Source organism: Leclercia sp. UBA5958, from assembly GCF_002430365.1.
Classification (GTDB): domain Bacteria; phylum Pseudomonadota; class Gammaproteobacteria; order Enterobacterales; family Enterobacteriaceae; genus Enterobacter; species Enterobacter pneumoniae.
In genome coordinates this window covers 448,602-472,170 of record NZ_DJCE01000012.1, presented here as the reverse complement: position 1 = coordinate 472,170, position 23,569 = coordinate 448,602, and the positions used below count along the sequence as shown (strand labels likewise).

General features: G+C 55.9%; 18 protein-coding genes. 11 read left to right on the top strand and 7 right to left on the bottom strand.

Annotation, left to right across the window (positions count from 1 at the left end; all coding sequences use genetic code 11):
* Nucleotide 1 precedes the first annotated feature (1 nt).
* The 5 genes from araA (at nucleotide 2) to rluA (ending at nucleotide 8,451) form a co-directional block, all read left to right on the top strand.
* Nucleotides 2-1,504 carry an L-arabinose isomerase gene (gene araA, locus B2Q93_RS20565; protein WP_046885003.1) on the top strand — a complete coding sequence of 501 codons (1,503 nt, stop codon included), beginning with the start codon at nucleotides 2-4 and terminating at the stop codon, nucleotides 1,502-1,504.
* Between the two features lie 53 nt (nucleotides 1,505-1,557).
* Nucleotides 1,558-2,253: an L-ribulose-5-phosphate 4-epimerase gene (araD, locus tag B2Q93_RS20560; protein WP_046885004.1), complete on the top strand. Its 696-nt coding sequence runs from the start codon at nucleotides 1,558-1,560 to the stop codon at nucleotides 2,251-2,253.
* 131 nt (nucleotides 2,254-2,384) lie between these two features.
* Nucleotides 2,385-4,742: a DNA polymerase II gene (gene polB, locus B2Q93_RS20555; RefSeq protein ID WP_286934333.1), complete on the top strand. Its 2,358-nt coding sequence runs from the start codon at nucleotides 2,385-2,387 to the stop codon at nucleotides 4,740-4,742.
* A gap of 130 nt (nucleotides 4,743-4,872) precedes the next feature.
* Entirely contained in the window at nucleotides 4,873-7,779 is a 2,907-nt protein-coding gene (gene rapA / locus B2Q93_RS20550) for an RNA polymerase-associated protein RapA (RefSeq protein WP_040077203.1), read from the top strand.
* A gap of 12 nt (nucleotides 7,780-7,791) precedes the next feature.
* The gene (gene rluA, locus B2Q93_RS20545; protein ID WP_040077204.1) at nucleotides 7,792-8,451 is read left to right on the top strand and encodes a bifunctional tRNA pseudouridine(32) synthase/23S rRNA pseudouridine(746) synthase RluA; all 660 of its coding nucleotides are present in this window, start codon (nucleotides 7,792-7,794) and stop codon (nucleotides 8,449-8,451) included.
* A gap of 28 nt (nucleotides 8,452-8,479) precedes the next feature.
* Here the strand turns inward: rluA and djlA are convergent, their stop codons facing one another.
* On the bottom strand, nucleotides 8,480-9,298 hold the full coding sequence (djlA, locus tag B2Q93_RS20540) for a co-chaperone DjlA (RefSeq protein ID WP_040077205.1): 819 nt from the start codon (nucleotides 9,296-9,298) through the stop codon (nucleotides 8,480-8,482).
* A gap of 240 nt (nucleotides 9,299-9,538) precedes the next feature.
* Between djlA and lptD the strand changes: the two genes are divergently transcribed.
* Genes lptD through apaH form a run of 6 tightly spaced genes read left to right on the top strand, consistent with a single transcriptional unit; the run spans nucleotide 9,539 to nucleotide 16,265 of the window.
* Complete coding sequence (lptD, locus tag B2Q93_RS20535; protein ID WP_286934331.1) at nucleotides 9,539-11,887, top strand: LPS assembly protein LptD; 2,349 nt, start codon at nucleotides 9,539-9,541, stop codon at nucleotides 11,885-11,887.
* Nucleotides 11,888-11,941: 54 nt separating this feature from the next.
* Nucleotides 11,942-13,228, top strand: coding sequence for a peptidylprolyl isomerase SurA (gene surA / locus B2Q93_RS20530; RefSeq protein ID WP_040077208.1), 1,287 nt, complete (start codon nucleotides 11,942-11,944; stop codon nucleotides 13,226-13,228).
* Entirely contained in the window at nucleotides 13,228-14,214 is a 987-nt protein-coding gene (pdxA, locus tag B2Q93_RS20525) for a 4-hydroxythreonine-4-phosphate dehydrogenase PdxA (protein WP_286934328.1), read from the top strand. The genes surA and pdxA overlap by 1 nt, the downstream gene beginning before the upstream one ends.
* A complete protein-coding gene (gene rsmA / locus B2Q93_RS20520; protein ID WP_286934326.1) occupies nucleotides 14,211-15,032 on the top strand; it encodes a 16S rRNA (adenine(1518)-N(6)/adenine(1519)-N(6))-dimethyltransferase RsmA in 822 nt (273 codons plus the stop codon). The genes pdxA and rsmA overlap by 4 nt, the downstream gene beginning before the upstream one ends.
* 3 nt (nucleotides 15,033-15,035) lie before the next feature.
* Nucleotides 15,036-15,413, top strand: coding sequence for a Co2+/Mg2+ efflux protein ApaG (apaG, locus tag B2Q93_RS20515; RefSeq protein WP_040077213.1), 378 nt, complete (start codon nucleotides 15,036-15,038; stop codon nucleotides 15,411-15,413).
* Between the two features lie 3 nt (nucleotides 15,414-15,416).
* Complete coding sequence (gene apaH, locus B2Q93_RS20510; protein WP_046885010.1) at nucleotides 15,417-16,265, top strand: bis(5'-nucleosyl)-tetraphosphatase (symmetrical) ApaH; 849 nt, start codon at nucleotides 15,417-15,419, stop codon at nucleotides 16,263-16,265.
* A gap of 42 nt (nucleotides 16,266-16,307) precedes the next feature.
* Here apaH and folA read toward each other — a convergent pair whose 3' ends face one another.
* The 6 genes from folA to carB form a co-directional block, all read right to left on the bottom strand.
* On the bottom strand, nucleotides 16,308-16,787 hold the full coding sequence (gene folA, locus B2Q93_RS20505) for a type 3 dihydrofolate reductase (protein WP_006173915.1): 480 nt from the start codon (nucleotides 16,785-16,787) through the stop codon (nucleotides 16,308-16,310).
* A gap of 114 nt (nucleotides 16,788-16,901) precedes the next feature.
* Nucleotides 16,902-18,767, bottom strand: a complete 1,866-nt coding sequence (kefC, locus tag B2Q93_RS20500; RefSeq protein WP_207292977.1) for a glutathione-regulated potassium-efflux system protein KefC — start codon at nucleotides 18,765-18,767, stop codon at nucleotides 16,902-16,904.
* Nucleotides 18,760-19,290 (bottom strand): glutathione-regulated potassium-efflux system oxidoreductase KefF, encoded by a 531-nt coding sequence (gene kefF / locus B2Q93_RS20495; RefSeq protein WP_207292976.1) that lies wholly within the window; start codon nucleotides 19,288-19,290, stop codon nucleotides 18,760-18,762. The genes kefC and kefF overlap by 8 nt, the downstream gene beginning before the upstream one ends.
* 105 nt (nucleotides 19,291-19,395) lie before the next feature.
* Entirely contained in the window at nucleotides 19,396-19,629 is a 234-nt protein-coding gene (locus B2Q93_RS20490; RefSeq protein WP_046885013.1) for a YgdI/YgdR family lipoprotein, read from the bottom strand.
* A gap of 88 nt (nucleotides 19,630-19,717) precedes the next feature.
* Nucleotides 19,718-20,206, bottom strand: a complete 489-nt coding sequence (locus B2Q93_RS20485; protein ID WP_233801930.1) for a toxin-antitoxin system YwqK family antitoxin — start codon at nucleotides 20,204-20,206, stop codon at nucleotides 19,718-19,720.
* 124 nt (nucleotides 20,207-20,330) lie between these two features.
* A complete protein-coding gene (gene carB, locus B2Q93_RS20480; protein ID WP_040077219.1) occupies nucleotides 20,331-23,555 on the bottom strand; it encodes a carbamoyl-phosphate synthase large subunit in 3,225 nt (1,074 codons plus the stop codon).
* Between the last annotated feature and the right edge of the window lie 14 nt (nucleotides 23,556-23,569).

Sequence of the window (23,569 nt, the reverse complement as noted above, 5' to 3'; positions counted from 1 at the left end):
AATGACGATTTTTAATAATTATGAAGTGTGGTTTGTGATTGGTAGCCAACACCTCTACGGGCCGGAAGCCCTGCGCCAGGTGACGCAACACGCTGAACATGTGGTCAATGCCCTGAATGCCGAGGCCAAACTGCCGTGCAAACTGGTGTTGAAACCGCTGGGCACCTCCCCGGACGAGATCACCCATATCTGCCGCGACGCAAACTACGACGATAAATGCGCAGGCATGGTGGTGTGGCTGCACACCTTCTCCCCGGCAAAAATGTGGATCAACGGCCTGTCCATTCTCAATAAGCCGCTGCTTCAGTTCCATACCCAGTTCAACGCGGCCCTGCCGTGGGACAGCATCGACATGGACTTTATGAACCTGAACCAGACCGCTCACGGCGGCCGCGAGTTCGGCTTCATTGGCGCGCGTATGCGTCAGCAGCATGCCGTGGTCACGGGCCACTGGCAGGATGCTCAGGCACACAAACGCATTGGCGCCTGGATGCGTCAGGCGGTCTCTAAACAAGATACCCGTCAGCTGAAAGTAGTGCGCTTCGGCGACAACATGCGCGAAGTGGCCGTTACCGACGGCGACAAAGTGGCTGCGCAGATTAAATTTGGTTTCTCCGTGAACACCTGGGCCGTGGGCGACCTGGTACAGGTGGTGAATGAAGTTGCCGACGGCGACGTTAGCGCGCTGGTGGACGAGTATGAGAGCAGCTACCGCCTGACGGCCGCCGCGCAGATTAACGGCGACAAACGTCAGAACGTGCTGGATGCCGCGCGAATCGAACTGGGGATGAAACGCTTCCTTGAACAAGGCGGCTTCCATGCCTTTACCACCACCTTCGAAGATCTTCACGGCCTGAAACAGTTACCAGGCCTGGCGGTTCAACGTCTGATGCAGCAGGGTTACGGCTTTGCGGGCGAAGGCGACTGGAAAACTGCCGCTCTGCTTCGCATCATGAAAGTGATGTCAACCGGTCTGCAGGGCGGCACCTCCTTTATGGAGGATTACACCTACCACTTCGAAAACGGCAACGATCTGGTGCTGGGCTCACACATGCTGGAAGTATGCCCAACCATCGCCGTGGAAGAGAAACCGACCCTCGACGTGCAGTATCTGGGCATTGGCGGTAAAGCAGATCCGGCACGCCTGATCTTCAATACCCGTACCGGCCCGGCCATCAACGCCAGCCTGATCGACCTGGGCGATCGTTTCCGTCTGCTGGTGAACTGCGTGGATGCGGTCGAAACCCCACACGCCCTGCCGAAGCTGCCGGTAGCCAACGCCCTGTGGAAAGCACAGCCAGACCTGGCGACCGCCTCCGAAGCCTGGATCGTGGCGGGCGGTGCCCACCATACCGTCTTTAGCCATGCGCTGGATCTGAGCGACATGCGTCAGTTCGCTGAACTGCACGACATTGAAATTGCCGTCATTGATAACGACACCCGCCTGCCAGCCTTTAAAGACGCGCTGCGCTGGAACGAAGTCTACTACGGCTCAAAACGTTAACAGGGGAACCTTTGGCCTGCCGCAGGGCGGGCCTCTTTTTCCTGGAGGAATGCATGTTAGAAGATCTGAAACGTCAGGTGCTGGAAGCGAATCTGGCGCTGCCGAAGCACAACCTCGTTACCCTCACATGGGGTAACGTCAGCGCTGTAGACCGTGAGCAAGGTGTCTTTATCATCAAACCCTCAGGGGTGGATTACAGCGTCATGACCGCTGAAGACATGGTGGTGGTCAGCATTGCCACCGGCGAAGTGGTGGAAGGAACCAAAAAGCCCTCTTCCGATACGCCAACCCACCGCCTGCTTTATCAATCATTCCCGTCGATTGGCGGCATTGTGCACACCCACTCACGTCATGCCACCATCTGGGCTCAGGCTGGTCAGTCTATTCCCGCCACCGGAACCACCCATGCGGACTACTTTTACGGCACCATCCCCTGCACCCGTCTGATGACCGATGCCGAAATTAACGGCGAATACGAATGGGAAACAGGTAACGTCATTGTCGAAACCTTCGAGAAACAGGGGATCGACGCGGCGCAGATGCCGGGGGTGTTGGTTCACTCCCACGGCCCGTTTGCCTGGGGTAAAAACGCCGAGGATGCGGTTCATAACGCCATCGTGCTGGAAGAGGTGGCTTATATGGGCATCTTCTGCCGCCAGCTGGCGCCGCAATTACCCGATATGCAGCAAACATTGCTGGATAAGCACTACCTGCGTAAGCACGGCGCAAAAGCCTATTACGGGCAGTGAGCACCGCCTCTCCCCTGTCGGGGGGAGGGGTAAGCCAGGGCCTTCCGGCCGAACACACCTGTATAAAACCCCAGCAAAAGCCCTTCAACCAGGCTATAATCACGCCTGGTTTTGTTTGATGGGATAATGGCGTGACGCAGGCGCGAGAAGGCTTTTTACTGACCCGACACTGGCGAGACACGCCGCAAGGTACCGAGGTGGCGTTCTGGCTGGCTACGGACGAGGGTCCGCTGCATGTTACGCTGCCGCCGCAGGAATCGGTGGCCTTTATTCCCGAACCTCATGTTGAAAAGACCCGAACGTTGCTGCGCGACGAAAACGGCTGGCGCCTTACGCCGCTTGCATTAAAAGATTTCCAGCGCCGCACGGTGTATGGCCTTTACTGTCGCGGTCACCGCCAGCTTATGCGCTTTGAGAAAGTGCTGCGCGAGGCGGGCGTTACCCTCTATGAGGCCGATATCCGTCCGCCTGAGCGTTTTTTAATGGAGCGCTTTATCACCGCCCCCGTCTGGGTCGATGGCACCCCACAGGGCAACCGGCTGGTTAATGCCCGTCTTAAACCAAACCCCCACTATCGCCCGTCACTAAAATGGGCCTCGCTGGATATCGAAACCACCCGTCACGGTGAGCTCTACTGCATTGGCATTGAGGGTTGTGGCCAGCGGGTTGTCTATATGCTGGGGCCGCCGAATGGTGAGGCTTCTGGCCTCGATTTCCAGCTGGAATATGTTTCAAGCCGCCCCCAGCTTCTCGAGAAACTCAACGCCTGGTTTGCGCAGCACGATCCCGATGTGCTCATCGGCTGGAATGTGGTGCAGTTCGATCTGCGCGTTTTGCAAAAGCATGCGGAACGCTATCGTATCCCCCTGCTTCTGGGGCGCGACAACAGCGAGCTGGAGTGGCGCGAGCACGGCTTCAAGAATGGGGTCTTCTTTGCGCAGGCCAATGGACGCCTGATTATCGACGGCATCGAAGCGCTGAAATCCGCCTTCTGGAATTTCTCGTCATTTTCCCTCGAATCGGTGGCCCAGGAGCTGCTCGGCGAAGGAAAAGCGATCGATAACCCCTGGGACAGGATGGACGAAATTGACCGCCGTTTCGCCGAAAACAAACCGGCGCTCGCTACCTATAACCTGAAAGATTGCGAGCTGGTGACCCAGATTTTCCATAAAACAGAGATCATGCCCTTTTTGCTGGAGCGCGCCACGGTCAACGGCCTGGCGGTGGATCGTCACGGAGGCTCGGTAGCGGCCTTTAGCCATCTCTATTTTCCTCGCATGCACCGGGCAGGCTATGTGGCCCCGAATCTCGGCGATGTGCCGCCGCAGGCAAGCCCTGGAGGCTACGTGATGGACTCCAGGCCAGGGCTGTATGACTCGGTGCTGGTGCTGGATTACAAAAGCCTTTATCCCTCTATCATCCGCACCTTTTTAATTGATCCTGTGGGTCTGGTAGAGGGGATGGCGCAGCCAGATGACACCCACAGCACTGAAGGCTTTCTCGGTGCCCATTTTTCTCGTCAGAAACACTGCCTGCCCGAGATCGTCAGCCAGATCTGGCATGGCCGCGACGAAGCAAAGCGTCACGGCAATTCGCCTCTCTCTCAGGCACTGAAGATCATCATGAACGCCTTCTATGGCGTGCTCGGCACCAGCGCCTGCCGCTTTTTCGATCCCAGACTGGCCTCGTCGATCACCATGCGTGGACATGAGATCATGCGCCAGACGAAGGCGTTAATCGAATCCCAGGGCTATGAGGTGATTTACGGCGATACGGACTCGACCTTTGTCTGGCTAAAAGGCCAGCAGAGCGAAGACCAGGCCATGGCCATTGGCAAACGGCTGGTCGCCTACGTCAATGACTGGTGGCAAAACCATTTGCAAAAAGAGCGGTTAACCAGCGCGCTGGAGCTGGAGTATGAAACCCATTTCTGCCGTTTCTTAATGCCCACTATTCGGGGTACCGATCAGGGCAGCAAAAAGCGCTACGCCGGGCTGATTCAGCAGGGCGATGACCAGCGCATGGTGTTTAAAGGGCTGGAGACGGTGCGTACCGACTGGACGCCGCTGGCCCAGCGTTTCCAGCAAGAGCTGTACCTGAAAATTTTCCGCAATGAGCCCTACCAGGACTATGTCCGGGAGACCATTGCCAGCCTGATGGCGGGCGAACTGGATACACAGCTGGTCTACCGTAAGCGGCTGCGTCGGCCGCTGGCGGAATACCAGCGCAATGTGCCGCCGCACGTGCGTGCTGCAAGGCTTGCCGATGAAGAGAATGTCCGTCTGGGGCGTGCGCAGCAGTATCAGAACCGCGGCACAATCAAATACGTCTGGACCACCAGCGGGCCTGAGCCGGTGGACTATCAGCGCTCGCCGCTTGACTATGATCACTACCTCACAAAACAACTTCAGCCCGTGGCGGACGGAATTTTACCCTTCCTGGACGACGATTTTGCTACACTGATGACTGGGCAGATGGGGCTATTTTGACAGGTGACGAAATCGCTGCCATCCAGTACCATAGCGCCCTTTCCATTCCCGGACCCATATTTTAATGACTGTCGATCTTCGACGGTGGTTGAACTATTGCCTGCAATTTAAAGAGTAGAGCCGAACATATATGCCTTTTACACTTGGTCAACGCTGGATCAGCGATACAGAAAGCGAACTTGGATTAGGAACGGTTGTGGCGCTGGATGCGCGAATGGTGACTCTCCTCTTCCCCGCTACCGGTGAAAACCGTCTGTACGCTCGCAATGACTCCCCTGTTACCCGCGTCATGTTCAACCCGGGCGACACCGTGACCAGCCATGAAGGCTGGCAGCTGAAGATTGAAGACGTAAAAGAAGAGAATGGACTGCTTGCCTATATTGGCACGCGCCTCGACACGGACGAGAGCGATGTGATGCTGCGCGAGGTGCTGCTTGATAGCAAACTGGTCTTCAGCAAACCTCAGGATCGTCTGTTCGCCGGTCAGATTGACCGTATGGACCGTTTCGCCCTGCGTTACCGCGCGCGTAAATTCCAGAGCGAACAGTACCGCATGCCCTGGAGCGGCCTGCGTGGCCAGCGCACCAGCCTGATTCCGCATCAGCTCAACATTGCCCATGACGTAGGCCGTCGCCACGCACCGCGCGTACTGCTGGCAGATGAGGTTGGCCTGGGTAAAACCATCGAAGCGGGCATGATCCTGCATCAACAGCTGCTCTCCGGCGCCGCCGAGCGCGTGCTGATTATCGTCCCGGAAACCCTGCAACACCAGTGGTTGGTGGAGATGCTGCGTCGCTTCAATCTGCGTTTTGCGCTGTTTGACGACGAGCGTTACGCCGAAGCCCAGCACGATGCAGATAACCCCTTCGAAACCGAACAGCTGGTGATCTGCTCGCTGGACTTCGTCCGCCGGAGCAAACAGCGCCTCGAACACCTCTGCGACGCGGAATGGGATCTGATGGTGGTGGATGAAGCGCACCATCTGGTCTGGAGCGTCGATGCGCCAAGCCGCGAATATATGGCTATCGAACAGCTGGCCGAGCGCGTGCCGGGCGTATTGCTGCTGACCGCTACGCCAGAACAGCTGGGGCTGGAAAGCCACTTTGCCCGCCTGCGCCTGCTCGATCCGAGCCGTTTCCACGATTTCGAGCAGTTCGTCGAAGAGCAAAAAAATTATCGTCCGGTTGCCGATGCGGTAGCGCTACTGCTGGCAGGCAAACATCTTTCTAATGATGAGCTTAATACTCTGAGCGATCTGATTGGCGAGCAGGATATCGAGCCGCTGCTGCAGACGGCCAACAGCGGGCATGACGGTGCAGAAGCTGCCCGCCAGGAGCTGGTCTCTATGCTAATGGACCGCCACGGCACCAGCCGCGTACTGTTCCGTAATACTCGCCATGGTGTGAAAGGCTTCCCGAAACGCGAGCTGCACACCATCAAGCTGCCGCTGCCGACCCAGTATCAGACGGCCATTAAGGTCTCCGGCATTATGGGCGCGCGTAAAAGCGCTGAAGATCGCGCCCGTGACATGCTCTATCCCGAGCAGATCTATCAGGAATTCGAAGGGGATACCGGTACCTGGTGGAACTTCGACCCGCGCGTTGAGTGGCTGATGGGCTACCTGACCGCGCATCGCTCCCAGAAGGTGCTGGTGATTTGCGCCAAAGCCGCCACTGCGCTGCAGCTGGAGCAGGTGCTGCGCGAGCGCGAAGGTATCCGCGCCGCCGTGTTCCACGAAGGGATGTCCATTATCGAGCGCGACCGCGCTGCCGCCTGGTTTGGCGAAGAGGATAGCGGCGCTCAGGTACTGCTCTGTTCCGAAATCGGTTCTGAAGGGCGTAACTTCCAGTTCGCCAGCAACCTGGTGATGTTTGACCTGCCGTTTAACCCGGACCTGCTGGAGCAGCGTATTGGCCGTCTGGACCGTATTGGGCAGGCGCACGATATTCAGATCCATGTGCCTTACCTGGAAAAAACGGCTCAGAGCGTGCTGGTGCGCTGGTTCCACGAGGGTCTGGACGCGTTTGAACATACCTGCCCGACCGGTCGCACTATTTACGATCAGGTGCATGGCGATCTGATTGGTTACCTGGCCGCGCCGGAAGAGACCGAAGGCTTTGACGAGCTGATTAAATCTTGCCGTGAAAAACATGATGCGCTTAAAGCGCAGCTGGAACAGGGCCGCGATCGCCTGCTGGAGATCCACTCCAATGGCGGCGAAAAAGCACAGCGCCTGGCCGAAAGCATTGAAGAGCAGGATGACGATACCAGTCTGATCAGCTTCTCTATGAATCTGTTCGATATCGTGGGCATTAACCAGGACGATCGTGGCGAAAACCTGATTGTGCTGACGCCTTCCGATCATATGCTGGTGCCGGATTTCCCGGGCCTGCCGGAAGACGGGTGCACCATCACCTTTGAACGTGATGTGGCCCTCTCACGCGAGGATGCGCAGTTTATCACCTGGGAACATCCGCTGATCCGCAACGGTCTGGATCTCATTCTCTCCGGCGATACCGGCAGCAGTACCATCTCGCTGCTGAAAAACAAGGCCCTGCCGGTGGGTACCCTGCTGGTAGAACTTATCTACGTGGTTGAGGCCCAGGCGCCAAAACAGCTGCAGCTTAACCGCTTCCTGCCCGCGACGCCGGTACGCCTGCTGCTGGATAAAAACGGCACCAATCTTGCCGCGCAGGTCGAGTTCGAAAGCTTTAACCGTCAGCTCAGCGCGGTAAACCGCCATACCGGCAGCAAACTGGTGAATGCGGTACAACAGGACGTTCATGCCATCCTGCAACTGGGTGAAACGCAGATTGAGAAAGCGGCTCAGGCATTGATTGACGCGGCGCGCAGCGAAGCGGATGAAAAACTCTCTGCCGAGCTCTCTCGCCTCGAAGCCTTGCGTGCAGTGAACCCGAACATCCGTGATGATGAGCTGGCAGCGATTGAGAGCAACCGTCAGCAGGTGCTGGAAAGCTTGCAGCAGGCTGGCTGGCGTCTGGATGCGCTGCGCCTTATCGTCGTGACGCATCAGTAATCGGAGCGCAGCATGCAAATGGAGCCCTACAATCCGCCGCAGGATCCCTGGCTGGTTATCCTGTATCAGGATGAACATATCATGGTGGTCAACAAGCCGAGCGGTCTGTTATCCGTACCGGGCCGTCTGGATGAACACAAAGACAGCGTGATGACGCGCATTCAGCGCGATTATCCGCTGGCAGAGTCGGTTCATCGTCTGGATATGGCCACCAGCGGCGTGATTGTGGTGGCGCTGACCAAAGCGGCGGAGCGGGAGCTTAAACGCCAGTTCCGCGAGCGTGAGCCCAAAAAAGAATATGTTGCCCGCGTCTGGGGGCACCCGGAAAAAGCCGAAGGTCTGGTGGATCTGCCCCTGATTTGCGACTGGCCTAACCGTCCGAAGCAGATGGTCTGCTATGAGACAGGCAAACCGGCGCAGACTGAGTATGAAGTGCTGGAGTACGCGCCGGATAATACGGCACGGGTCCTGCTAAAACCGATTACCGGCCGCTCACACCAGCTGCGCGTGCATATGCTGGCATTGGGGCATCCGATTCTTGGGGATCGCTTCTATGCGCCACCGGAGGCGCGCGCGCTGGCGCCTCGCCTGCAGCTGCATGCCCGGATGCTGACCATCACCCATCCCGCTTTCGGGAATGCGATGACCTTTAAAGCCCCGGTCGACTTCTAAAATAACGCCCGGCTATACCGGGCGTATCTTATTTAAAGCCTTTCTGCTCTTTTATGAGCTCATACGCTTTCTGAATCTCCTGCGCTTTCTGCTTCGCCATCTCCATCATTTCTGGCGGTAACCCCTTCGCCACCAGCTTATCCGGATGATGTTCGCTCATCAGTCGACGATAGGCGCGCTTAATGGTTGGGCCATCGTCCGTTGGCTTCACGCCCAGCACGTTACAGGCATCTTCCAGCGTCGGGCCACGTTGCGCCTGCTGCCAGCCGCCGCCAGAAGATTGCTGCTGTTGGTAACCGCCACCGAACTGCGCTCCGCCCTGCATCATGCGCAGGAACTGGTCAAACTGCATTCGTGAGATACCGAGCTCTTCCGCAATGACATACAGCACGTCGCGTTCGTTCGGATGAAGCGAACCATCGGCAAAGGCTGCCTGAATCTGGATCTCAAGGAACATACGAATCAAATCAAAACGACCGAAACAGACGCTACGGAACTGACGCATCTTTTCGCGCAGGGGATAGTTATCCGCCTTACCTACGCGAAATGCATGTTGCGCCGCCGCACGCGAATCCCCGTGCAGGTTCATTCGGTCCATAAACTGGCTGGCGACGTGAATGTCCGCCTCCGTCACGCGCCCTTTTGATTTAGTCAGATGCCCCATCACTTCGAAGGTCGTCGCAAAAAAGAGAGCCTGACGCTGTTGCTGATTGGCGAACCAGGCCATCTTACGACTGCGAGCTTTATCAAACATATGGCCGATAATCAGCCCCAGAATGATGCCCCAGAAGCCTGCGCCCATCATTAATGCGAACGCCACGCCGATAATTTTTCCCCAATACTGCATATACTCCCCAAATGGTGATGGATCTGATCCTGTGCAATGCCCTCATTCCTGTGGTCTCGCCACGGTCAATTGAAGGACATCGCCTATAATTTGCATTATCATACTCGTCATTCAATAGCGAGCCTATCACCACGGCTCGCAAACGGGCAGGATTAACGCTGGCACTGCGATGATGAGTAAGATAGTCTCTGACCGTTTGCCAGCGTATAGCCACTGATGACGGAACAACAAATAAAACGTATGAAAAAACGTATCCCCACCCTTCTGGCCACAATGATTGGTACTGCCCTCTATACTCAACAGGGACTGGCAGCCGATCTCGCCTCGCAATGTATGCTGGGTGTTCCCAGCTATAATCGCCCGTTGGTTCAGGGTGATACGAACGACTTACCGGTCACCATCACTGCGGATAACGCAAAAGGTAATTACCCTGACAATGCCGTTTTCCACGGCAATGTCGATATTGCACAGGGTAATAGCCGTCTGCAGGCCGATGAGGTTCAGCTTCATCAAAAGCAGCCTGACGGTGCCGCCGAACCGGTGCGAACTGTTGATGCGCTGGGTAATGTGCACTATGACGATAATCAGGTCATTCTGAAAGGTCCGAAAGGTTGGGCAAATCTTAATACCAAAGATACCAACGTCTGGGAAGGCGATTACCAGATGGTGGGTCGTCAGGGTCGCGGTAACGCCGATCTGATGAAACAGCGCGGTGAAAACCGCTATACCATTCTGGAAAACGGCACCTTCACCTCCTGTCTGCCCGGCTCTAATACCTGGAGCGTCGTGGGAAGCGAAGTGATCCATGACCGCGAAGAGCAAGTTGCAGAGATCTGGAACGCCCGCTTTAAGCTCGGCCCGGTGCCGATCTTCTACAGCCCTTACCTGCAGCTGCCGGTTGGCGATAAGCGCCGTTCAGGTTTCCTGATCCCGAATGCGAAATACAGCACCAGTAACTACTTCGAGTTTTACCTGCCGTACTACTGGAACATCGCGCCGAACATGGATGCCACGATTACGCCGCACTATATCCATAAGCGCGGCAATATCATGTGGGAGAATGAGTTCCGCTATCTGTCGCAGGCGGGCGCGGGTGTCATGGAGCTGGATTATCTGCCTTCAGATAAAGTCTATGAAGATGAGCATCCTACCGAAGGCGATCGCCATCGCTGGTTGTACTACTGGCAACACTCCGGGGTAATGGATCAGGTGTGGCGTTTTAACGTCAACTACACCAAGGTCAGCGACTCGAACTACTTTAACGATTTCGATTCCAAATACGGTTCCAGTACCGATGGCTACGCGACGCAGATTTTCAGCGCCGGCTATGCGGTACAAAACTTCAACGCGACGGTCTCTACCAAGCAGTTCCAGGTCTTCAGCAACCAGACCCGCAGCACCTATGCTGCCGAGCCACAGCTTGATGTTAACTGGTATCAAAATGATGTCGGTCCGTTCGATACCCGCGTTTATGCGCAGGCGGTGCACTTCGTTAACACCAATGACGATATGCCAGAATCCACGCGTGTGCACATTGAACCGACTATCAACCTGCCGTGGTCGAATAACTGGGCGAGCCTGGATACCGAAGCCAAGCTGATGGCAACCCACTATCAGCAGGAGAACCTGGACTGGTATAACAATCGTTATGGCACCGATCTGAAAGATTCTGTTAACCGTACCCTTCCGCAATTTAAGATGGACGGTAAGCTGATTCTTGAACGCGACATGAACCTGGCGAACGGCTACACCCAGACGCTTGAGCCGCGTATGCAGTATCTTTACGTCCCCTATCGCGATCAGAGCAACATCCAGAACTACGACTCGTCCTTCCTGCAGTCTGACTACAGCGGCCTGTTCCGTGACCGTACCTACGGCGGTCTGGACCGCATTGCTTCTGCTAACCAGCTGACGACCGGGGTAACAACCCGCATCTTTGATGATGCTCAGGTTGAACGTTTTAACGTTTCTGTTGGTCAAATCTACTATTTCACCGAGTCACGTACCGGTGATGACGATATCAACTGGGAAGAAGACAACAAAACGGGCTCCCTGGTCTGGGCCGGAGATACTTACTGGCGCATGACCGATCGTTGGGGCCTGCGCGGCGGCGTACAGTACGATACCCGTCTGAACAACGTCTCCACCGGCAGCGGCTCCATCGAGTATCGTCGTGATGAAGACCGTCTGGTGCAGTTGAGCTACCGTTATGCCAGCCCGGAATATATCCAGGCGACATTGCCGAACTTCGCCACGGCGCAGCAGTACAAAGAGGGCATTTCGCAGGTGGGTGGCACAGCAAGCTGGCCGATCGCCGATCGCTGGTCCGTCGTGGGTGCGTACTACTTTGACACCAACACCAGCAAGCCGGCCGATCAGATGGTGGGGCTGCAGTATAACTCCTGCTGCTACGCTATCACTGTCGGCTACGAACGTAAGCTGAACGGCTGGGATAGCACTCGCCAGCAGAGCGAATACGATAAAGTTATCGGCTTTAACATCGAACTGCGTGGCCTGAGTTCGAATTACGGCCTGGGTACTCAGCAGATGCTGCGTTCTAACATTCTGCCGTACCAAAATTCTCTGTGATGTACTTGAATGACAACGTAATCCGCATTTGCGGTTAATTGAAATGGAAAAAGTATGAAGAACTGGAAAACGCTGCTGCTCGGTATCGCCATGGTTGCGAATACCAGCTTCGCGGCCCCACAGGTTGTCGATAAAGTCGCAGCCGTTGTGAACAACGGTGTAGTACTTGAGAGCGACGTTGATGGTTTAATGCAGTCTGTGAAGCTCAACGCGGGTCAGGCAGGTCAGCAACTTCCGGATGATGCCACGCTGCGTCATCAGATCCTTGAACGCCTGATCATGGATCAGATCGTTCTGCAGATGGGTCAAAAAATGGGTGTGAAGATCTCTGACGAACAGCTCGATCAGGCGATCGCGAACATCGCTAAACAGAACAACATGTCTGCAGATCAGATGCGCAGCCGTCTGGCCTATGACGGTATTAGCTACTCAACCTATCGTAATCAGATTCGCAAAGAGATGCTGATTTCTGAGGTGCGTAACAACGAAGTCCGTCGTCGTGTCACCATCCTGCCTCAGGAAGTGGATCAGTTGGCGAAACAGGTGGGTAACCAGAACGATGCCAGTACAGAGCTGAACCTGAGCCACATTTTGATCCCACTGCCGGAAAATCCTTCCTCCGATCAGGTTGCTGATGCGGAAAACCAGGCGCGTTCCATCGTCGATCAGGCGAAAAACGGCGGTGATTTTGGCAAACTGGCAATCACTTACTCTGCCGACCAGCAGGCGCTGAAAGGCGGCCAGATGGGTTGGGGCCGTATCCAGGAGCTGCCGTCTATCTTCGCTCAGGCTTTGAGCACCGCGAAGAAAGGTGACGTCATTGGTCCGATCCGCTCGGGCGTTGGCTTCCACATCCTGAAAGTGAACGACCTGCGCGGCCAGAGCCAGAGCATCTCTGTCACGGAAGTGCATGCCCGTCATATCTTGCTGAAGCCATCACCGATCATGAACGACGATCAGGCACGCGTGAAGCTGGAGCAGATTGCGGCAGATATTCGTAGCGGAAAAACCTCTTTCGCCAATGCGGCAAAAGAGTTCTCTCAGGATCCAGGCTCTGCTAACCAGGGCGGCGATCTGGGCTGGGCGGCAGCCGATATCTACGATCCGGCCTTCCGTGATGCGCTGATGAAGCTGAACAAGGGCCAGATGAGCGCGCCGGTTCACTCCACCTTTGGCTGGCACCTGATCGAACTGATGGATACCCGCAGCGTAGATAAGACCGATGCGGCGCAGAAAGATCGCGCGTATCGCATGCTGTTCAATCGTAAATTCTCGGAAGAAGCGGCGACCTGGATGCAGGAGCAACGCGCCAGCGCTTACGTGAAAGTATTGAGCAACTAATGAAACACCACCGTGTTGTCATCACTCCCGGCGAGCCCGCCGGGATTGGTCCGGACCTCGTTGTCCAGCTCGCGCAACGCAGTTGGCCGGTAGAGCTGGTCATCTGTGCTGACGCCACACTGTTACAAGACCGGGCGGCACAGCTCGGTCTGCCTTTATCTCTCCTCCCCTATGATGCCGCCCTGCAGCCGGTTCCACAGCAAGCGGGGACCTTAACCCTGCTCAATGTCCCGCTGCGGACACCCGTGATTCCCGGTCAGCTCAGCACCGAAAATGGTCACTACGTGGTAGAGACCCTGGCGCGTGCCTGCGATGGCTGTCTGAACGGCGAATTTGCGGCGCTGATTACCGGTCCGGTGCACAAGGGGGTGATCAACGACGCAGGTATTGCCTTTACAGGGCATACCGAATTCTTTGAAGAGCGCTCGCATAGCCCGAAAGTGGTGATGATGTTGGCCACTGAAGAGATGCGCGTGGCGCTAGTCACCACCCACCTGCCCATTAAGGCGATTCCTGATGCCATTACCCCGGCACTTTTGCGGGAAATTATCGGGATTCTGCATCACGATTTGCAGACTAAATTCGGTATTGAGCAACCGCACGTACTGGTCTGCGGCCTGAATCCCCATGCCGGGGAAGGCGGGCACATGGGTACAGAAGAGATCGACACCATTATCCCGGTCCTCAACGAGATGCGTGCGAAAGGGATGAATCTCAGCGGGCCACTGCCTGCCGATACCCTTTTCCAGCCCAAATATCTTGAGAATGCCGATGCCGTGCTGGCGATGTACCACGATCAGGGCCTTCCCGTGCTAAAATACCAGGGATTTGGCCGCGGCGTGAACATCACCCTCGGTTTACCCTTTATTCGAACGTCCGTTGACCACGGTACTGCACTTGATTTAGCAGGCCTGGGCCAGGCAGATGTCGGCAGTTTTATTACGGCGCTTAATCTCGCCATCAAAATGATTGTTAATACTCAATGAATAATCGCGTCCATCAGGGCCACTTAGCCCGTAAACGTTTCGGGCAAAACTTCCTCAACGATCAGTTTGTGATCGAAAGTATTGTTTCGGCTATCAATCCACAGAAAGGCCAGGCGATGGTCGAGATCGGCCCAGGTCTTGCTGCGTTGACTGAACCGGTCGGTGAGCGTCTCGACGCGCTGACGGTTATCGAGCTGGACCGCGATCTGGCGGCGCGCCTGCAAACACACCCCTTCCTCGGGCCGAAGCTGACTATCTATCAGCAGGATGCGATGACCATGAACTTTGGCGAATTGTCAGAGAAAATGGGCCAGCCGCTGCGCGTGTTTGGTAACCTGCCGTACAACATCTCGACGCCGCTGATGTTCCACCTGTTTAGCTATACTGATGCCATCGCCGACATGCACTTTATGTTGCAGAAAGAGGTGGTGAATCGACTGGTTGCAGGGCCGAACAGTAAAGCGTATGGTCGACTGAGTGTAATGGCGCAATATTATTGCAACGTCATCCCGGTACTTGAAGTGCCGCCGACGGCCTTTACGCCACCGCCAAAGGTGGACTCTGCGGTGGTGCGTCTGGTTCCTCATACCAAGATGCCTTATCCAGTAAAAGATCTGCGCGTACTGAGCCGCATTACGACGGAAGCCTTTAATCAGCGCCGGAAAACGATCCGCAACAGCCTGAGTAACTCGTTTACCGTTGAGGTGTTATCTGAGCTGGGCATCGATCCGGCAATGCGTGCGGAAAATATTTCTGTCGAGCAGTACTGCAAGCTGGCTAATTACATCAGCGAAAATACGCCGCCGAAGGAGAGCTAAGCCATGATTGATTCGCCCCGCGTATGTGTTCAGGTGCAAAGTCTCTATATCGAATCGCAATCCACGCCGGATGAAGAGCGTTATGTCTTTGCCTATACCGTCACCATCCGTAACCTGGGGCGAACGCCTGTGCAACTGCTTGGGCGCTACTGGCTGATCACCAATGGCAACGGCCGTGAAATCGAGGTCCAGGGGGAAGGCGTCGTTGGTGAACAACCGCATATCGCCCCTGGCGAAGAGTATCAATACACCAGCGGTGCGGTCATCGAAACGCCGCTGGGCACCATGCAGGGCCATTACGAAATGGTCGATGCCGACGGCAATACCTTCCGTATTGCCATTCCTGTTTTCCGTCTGGCTGTCCCAACACTCATTCACTAAAACATGTCTACATACCTTATTGGCGACGTTCACGGTTGCTACGATGAACTGATCGCGTTGTTAAAGCAGGTGGAGTTTACACCGGGCAAAGACACGCTGTGGCTGACGGGCGATCTGGTCGCGCGCGGCCCAGGCTCGCTGGAAGTGTTACGCTACGTTAAATCACTCGGCGATAGCGTTCGCGTCGTGCTGGGCAACCACGATCTCCATCTGCTGGCGGTCTATGCCGGCATCAGCCGTAACAAGCCAAAAGATCGTATCACTCCGCTGCTGGATGCGCCGGATGCCGATGAACTCATCAACTGGTTACGCCGTCAGCCGCTGCTGCAAATCGATGAAGAGAAGAAGCTGGTGATGGCCCACGCGGGGATTACGCCGCAGTGGGATCTGCAAACCGCTAAAGAGTGCGCGCGTGATGTAGAAGCGGTGCTGACCAGCGACTCTTACCCCTTCTTCCTCGATGCCATGTACGGCGACATGCCGAATAACTGGAGCCTTGAGCTGAGCGGTCTGGCACGCCTGCGGTTTATCTCCAACGCCTTTACCCGCATGCGTTACTGCTTCCCGAACGGTCAGCTGGATATGTACTGCAAGGATGTTCCCGAAAGTGCGCCTGCGCCGCTCAAACCCTGGTTTGCTATCCCCGGGCCGGTGACGGAAAGCTATAGCGTGGCCTTTGGTCACTGGGCATCACTGGAGGGGAAAGGCACGCCAGAGGGCATTTATGCTCTGGATACCGGCTGTTGCTGGGGAGGTGACCTCACCTGCTTGCGCTGGGAAGATAAAGCCTGGTTTATTCAACCATCGAATCGTCAGCCGGATTTAGGCGACGACGAGGCGGTAGCCTCTTAAGAAAAGTACGCACCTCTCGTCAAAAAGAGGTGCGTAACGCAGTTAGCGACGCTCAAGGATCTCAAAGCAGTAGCTGTGCGAGTTTTGTGCGTCCGCATCGTGAAACTCACTGAAGACCGACTCCCATTCATCCGGATCGTAATCCGGGAAATGGGTATCGCCTTCCACTTCCGCATCGATATGGGTCAGGTAGAGTTTCTGGGCTTTTGGCAGGAACTGCTCGTAAACACGGCCGCCGCCAATCACCATAATTTCTTCCGCGTCGCCACAGGCGGCGATAGCTTCATCGACAGATTTAACCCACTCAACGCGATCATCGGTGCCTGGCTGGCTACTGATGACAATGTTCTTACGGCCAGGTAAAGGGCGACCAATTGACTCCCAGGTCAGGCGGCCCATCACTACTGGCTTGTTCAGCGTCGTACGTTTAAACCATGCGAGATCGGCAGGCAGGTTCCATGGCATGGCGTTTTCCATACCGATAACGCGATCTACCGCCAGCGCTGCAATCAGACTGATCATTGAAAAATTTCCCGGATATAAAAATTGCCGCCACTATACGTAAAGCTTAATCTTTCGTCGACGGGCGGCAGAGTAAAGAAGCGGAAATATTTAAATATTGCTGTCGAGGCCTCTTCAGGTCATAGGTTTACTCTCTGGCTCATCCGCAGGGTTGCCCGTATGCTTACCCTCTTCGGTCCCTTGCCATCCATGACGCTGAATCAGTGAGAGATGATTACGATCTTCGCTGATGATTTCGGTCAGCATCGCGCTGGTACGTTTGACGACCGCGGCACGCGACGACGCGTCACTTTCGGTCATTGCGGCCATCTCTTCCACCATCTCAATGTTAAAGCGGCGGAACAGATCGGCACGCTCCCGCGCCTCGTAGGCACCCAGCCCCAGCTTTTCCAGCGCCAGACGCCCTGATTTCAGCGCCCCTTCGAAGGTTTCACGCTCGGGAGCTTCAACACCGGCCTGCCGTAGCTGGATGTAATGATCCACATCGCGCGCACGAGAGATGATCTTCAGGTGTGGGAAATGTTCCTGCGCCAGCTTCGCCAGCTGCAGGCTGGTTTCAGGATCGTCGATGGCGTTGATCAGCACCTCAGCCTTACTGGCACCCGCCGACTCCAGCAGATCGACCCGGGTGGCATCGCCATAGAACACCTTCATATCAAATTTACGCAGCGTTTCGATATGGTCCGGATCGTGATCAAGTATGACCATCTTTACGCCGCTCGACAGCAGTAAGCGGCCAGTAATCTGACCAAAGCGGCCAAACCCGGCGATAATCACGCGAGGTTGTTCTTCATCAATCTCATCAGCCTCACGCTCGTGGCCGCTGCCCGCATTTTCCAGGCGAGTTAAGAGCACCAGCAAGAGTGGCGTAACCGCCATCGAGAGCGCCACCGCCAGGGTTAAGGCTTTTGCCCATTCAGGATCCAGTACGTTCGCCATCTGCGCCGCGCCAAAAACCACGAAGGCAAATTCACTCCCCTGCCCCAGCAATACGGCAAACCAGCGACGCTGTTGATTAGGCACGTTCAGCGGACGGGCAATCAGCCATAACACCGCCATCTTGATGACCAGGAAACCGACCAGTAGCACCAGGATCCGCAGCGGATGCGTCACCAGCGTACCAAAGTCGACCGACATCCCAACGCCAATAAAGAACAGCCCAAGCAACAAGCCTTTAAATGGCTCAATATCGCTTTCCAGCGCATGACGATATTCCGAGCTGGCCAGCAGTACTCCGGCCAGGAATGCCCCCATCGCCATCGATAATCCGGCCTCTTCCAGCAGCAAACCGAAGCCAAAGACCAGGAACAATGCCACGGCGCTGAAGACTTCACGCAGGCCAGAGCGCGCGACAAAGCGCAGCAACGGCCGGGTAACATAGCGTCCCAGCAGGATCACCAGCGCCAGCGCGCCCGCGACTTTCAGTGCCGAGAGCGCAAACGCCCCCAGCGTTGTCGAGGCACCAGAGGCTGCCAGGAGGGGGATCATTGCAACCAAAGGAATGGCGGCAATATCCTGGAACAGCAGCACCGAGAACGTGCTGCGCCCCATTTGCGAAACAGTCAGATTACGTTCGTTCATCGCCTGCATAGCAATGGCGGTAGAGGAGAGCGCCAGCGTCATGCCGATCAACTCTGCCACTTTCCACTCCATACCCAGCAGCATACAGAACCCACCCAGCAGCAGGCCGCAGGCAATCATCTGTAGCGCCCCGCCGCCAAATACCGATGCCCGTAGCGTCCATAAACGACGCGGATCCAGCTCCAGACCGATAACAAACAGCATCAGCACCACGCCGATTTCCGCAAAATGCAGGATCGACTCGGCATCTGTTACTAAGCGCAATCCCCAGGGGCCAATGACACAGCCAGCGATGAGATAACCGAGAACCGATCCCAGCCCCAGCCGTACAGCAACCGGCACGATCAGTGCCGCCGCGCCTAAATAGATCAGCGCCTGAATCAGCGTATGGCTATCCATGGTGCTTCTCCTGCCAGTCGAGTAAACGTTGTTTATAGTGACGCGCCTGCGCTTGCAGCGTTTCATCGTCGCAAACGAAGGTGCAGTGCATCGCGAAAGGCGGGAGCCAATGTAATCCACAATAGAGCGCGGTCGCCTGAAGTGGCTGCGCCAGCACATCAAAGCCCGGGAAATCGCCGATATCGAAGTGGCTCTCCCCCCCGCCGGTGGTCACCGCCCAGAGCAGACTTTTGCCCTGCAGCGCTTGACCGTTGTGACCATACGCCCAGCCGTGCGAGAAGACTTTATCGATCCAGAGTTTTAACAGAGGTGGCGTGCTGTACCACTGCATAGGATGTTGCCAGACGATGAGATCGGCACGAGACAGCGCTTCCTGTTCGGCGGCGATATCGATATTGAAATCGGGATAGAGTTGATAGAGCGAGCGTACTTCTACGCCGTCGAGATTCCTTACCTGCTCCAGCATCCGCTTATTCGCATGCGAGTGCTGCGGATAAGGGTGAGCATAAATAATTAAGATCATGTATTAGCCTGCTGATTTACTGCTCTCTTTTAAGGAAAGAGTGTAGTCAGTAATCTAACAGGCTAATAGTGAATAATATTGACGAGCTAAATGGGTAAATCTGAACTAGTTATCCAGTTCGCCCATTGATTTTACCTGATCGCGGTTAATCTGCTCTGTCTGCCCGGTTTCAGCATTTTTGTAAGAAACCAGACCCGTATCATCATCCACCTGCGGTTTGCCGTCGGTGACAATAGTTTTACCGTCAGTCGTTTTTACTGACTGGTTAGAAGAGCAGCCGGCAACGGTAAACAGAGCAGCGGCAGCAAAAATGGAGGTCATCAGCAGTTTGTTGTTCATTGTATTCTCCCTGGGTCAGTCAAGACGTGTCGTTTAGCGTAATACTATAGTGGAATATTCCGCCTGCAGGGGTAAATACAGAACACTCTTAGCTTTTTACCGGCAGACCCTCTTTATAGATCACCGTCTTCACCACTTTGCCGTTGGCATCGTAGGTCTTCGCCTCTCCGTTAGCCTCACTCTCTTTAAAGGTGATGGTCGAATGCAGTTTGCCGTCCTGGGTGTAGCCCTGAGAAACCCCGTTGGCTTTGCAATTGACCAGCGGCGTATGGCTTCTTAACACGCCATTGGGATAGTAGACATCGATGTACTCATCAAAGCAGCGGTTTTTGACCACGGTTTCAAACTTTTTGCTGCCATTGTCGTACTTCTCCACCAGCTTGCCTTCCGGCACGTTGTCCGCCACCTTCACCTCAGGTGTCGTGAGCTTTTTCTGTCCCTCCAGATCCTCTTTCAACCCTTTAGCATAGTCGGGTGTCATACCCATGCTATCGATGGTATTGGTAACAGAGGAGGCGAAATCCGCGCATCCAGAGAGCAACGCCACCAGCGAGATCAGCGCAATTGTACGATTCACAAGAAACTCCTTTTAAGATGAGTGCGCTAACCATGCGGCCACTATTCTGTAAGCGCAACCGCCAATATTGGTCGTAAAGGCAATAAAAAACCCGCCGAAGCGGGTTTTAAGAGCATTCTGATGCTTACTTCGCGATTTGCGCGTGCATTTCCTGCACTGAAATCACCTTCTCTGTAGCGTCTGCATTCAGCGCCATCGCGGTGGCGAAACCGCCATTGAGCGTGGTGTCATAATGCACTTTATACTGCAGCGCACTGCGGCGAATCAGCTTGGAGTCTTCAATCGCCTGACGGCCCGCAGTGGTGTTGATGATGTAGGTATATTCGCCATTCTTGATACGGTCCTGAATGTGCGGACGACCTTCATGCACCTTGTTCACCAGACGTGGGTTGATGCCCGCTTCACCCAGTACAATCGCCGTACCGTGAGTTGCATCCAGCTCGAAGCCGTACTTCAGCAGCTTAGCGGCCAGGTCGACCACACGCTCTTTGTCGCCTTCGCGTACGGAGAGCAACGCACGACCCTGTTTCTTCATGGTGGAGTTGCTGCCCAGCTGTGCTTTGGCGAACGCTTCCGCGAAGGTGCGGCCCACGCCCATCACTTCCCCGGTAGAGCGCATTTCAGGCCCTAACAGCGGGTCAACGCCCGGGAATTTATTGAACGGCAGCACCACTTCTTTCACCGAGTAGTACGGCGGGATGATCTCTTTGGTCACGCCCTGCTGCGCCAGCGTCTGACCGGCCATCACGCGCGCCGCTACTTTCGCCAGCGGTACACCGGTGGCTTTAGAGACGAACGGTACTGTACGTGCCGCACGCGGGTTCACCTCAATCAGGTAAACTTCGTTGTCTTTCACCGCGAACTGGACGTTCATCAGGCCGCGAACCTGCAGCTCAAAGGCCAGCTTCTGCACCTGCTGACGCATCACGTCCTGAATTTCCTGGCTCAGGGTGTAGGCTGGCAGAGAACAGGCGGAGTCACCGGAGTGCACGCCCGCCTGCTCGATGTGCTCCATGATGCCGCCAATCAGCACCATTTCGCCATCGCAGATAGCATCCACATCGACCTCTACCGCGTCATCCAGGAAGCGGTCGAGCAGAACCGGCGCATCGTTAGAGACGCTCACCGCCGTCTGGAAGTAACGGCGCAAGTCGGCTTCGTCGTAGACGATCTCCATCGCGCGGCCGCCCAGTACGTAGGATGGACGCACCACCAGTGGGTAACCAATCTCTTTCGCCTTCTCCACCGCCATTTCAATCGCGGTCACGGTGGCGTTCGCCGGCTGCTTCAACTTCAGACGGTCAACCGCCTGCTGGAAACGCTCGCGGTCTTCGGCGCGGTCAATCGCATCCGGGCTGGTGCCGATAACCGGTACGCCTGCTGCTTCCAGCGCGCGCGCCAGCTTCAGCGGGGTCTGGCCGCCGTACTGCACGATGACGCCCTTCGGCTTCTCGATGCGCACGATTTCCAGCACGTCTTCCAGGGTAACCGGCTCGAAGTAGAGGCGGTCAGAGGTGTCGTAGTCGGTCGAGACAGTTTCCGGGTTACAGTTGACCATGATGGTCTCGTAACCGTCTTCGCGCAGAGCCAGCGAGGCGTGGACGCAGCAGTAGTCAAACTCAATGCCCTGGCCGATACGGTTAGGACCGCCGCCCAGTACCATGATTTTGTCGCGGTCGACAGACGGATTCGCTTCGCACTCATCTTCATAGGTGGAGTACATGTAGGCGGTGTCGGTGGAGAATTCCGCCGCGCAGGTATCCACGCGCTTGTAGACCGGGTGCAGGTCATACTGGTCGCGCAGCTTGCGGATTTCCGCTTCGCGCACGCCAGCCAGCTTAGCCAGACGCGCATCGGCGAAGCCTTTACGCTTCAGGACGCGCAGGAAGTCGGCGTCCAGGCCGTTAATGCCCAGCTCTGCCACTTTCTCTTCCAGACGCACCAGCTCTTCAATCTGCACCAGGAACCAGCGGTCAATGTTGGTCAGGTTGAACACGCCGTCAACGGAGAGGCCAGCACGGAAGGCATCGGCGATGTACCAGATACGCTCAGCGCCCGCGTCTTTCAGCTCGCGGCGAATTTTGGTCAGCGCTTCCGGATCATCCAGGCTCACTTTCGGGTCAAAGCCGGTGGCGCCCACTTCGAGGCCACGCAGCGCTTTCTGCAGGGATTCCTGCTGGGTGCGGCCAATCGCCATCACTTCACCGACAGATTTCATCTGGGTAGTCAGACGGTCGTTCGCGCCGGCAAATTTCTCGAAGTTGAAGCGTGGGATTTTGGTCACAACGTAGTCGATAGAGGGTTCGAAAGACGCTGGCGTGCGGCCGCCGGTGATGTCATTCATCAGCTCGTCGAGGGTGTAACCTACCGCCAGTTTCGCCGCCACTTTCGCAATCGGGAAGCCGGTGGCCTTAGAGGCCAGCGCAGAGGAACGGGAAACACGCGGGTTCATTTCAATAACAATCAGACGACCGTTTTTCGGGTTGACCGAGAACTGGACGTTAGAGCCGCCGGTTTCTACGCCAATCTCACGCAGTACCGCCATCGAGGCGTTACGCATGATTTGGTACTCTTTGTCGGTCAGGGTCTGGGCCGGGGCCACGGTGATGGAGTCACCGGTGTGGATGCCCATCGCATCGAAGTTTTCGATAGAGCAGACGATGATGCAGTTGTCGTTTTTATCACGCACCACCTCCATCTCGTACTCTTTCCAGCCAATCAACGATTCGTCAATCAGCAGTTCGTTGGTTGGAGAGAGATCCAGGCCACGCGCACAAATCTCTTCAAACTCTTCCCGGTTGTAAGCGATACCGCCGCCAGTGCCGCCCATGGTAAAGGAAGGACGGATAATGCACGGATAACCCACATCAGCCGCGACGGCCAGCGCCTCTTCCATATTGTGCGCAATACCGGAACGCGCAGTATCGAGGCCGATTTTCTTCATGGCAACGTCGAAGCGACGGCGATCTTCCGCTTTATCAATCGCATCGGCGGTGGCGCCAATCATGGTTACGCCGAACTCTTCCAGTACGCCCTGACGCTCCAGCTCCAGCGCACAGTTCAGCGCGGTCTGGCCGCCCATGGTTGGCAGAACCGCGTCCGGGCGCTCTTTCTCAATAATTTTGCGTACGACTTCCCAGTGAATCGGCTCGATGTAAGTCGCATCGGCCATTTCCGGGTCGGTCATGATGGTGGCCGGGTTGGAGTTCACCAGGATAACGCGGTAACCCTCTTCACGCAGGGCTTTACACGCCTGCGCACCGGAGTAGTCGAATTCACAGGCCTGACCGATAACAATCGGGCCAGCGCCAAGGATCAGGATGCTTTTTATGTCTGTACGTTTTGGCATGGTCTTCTCGGCTC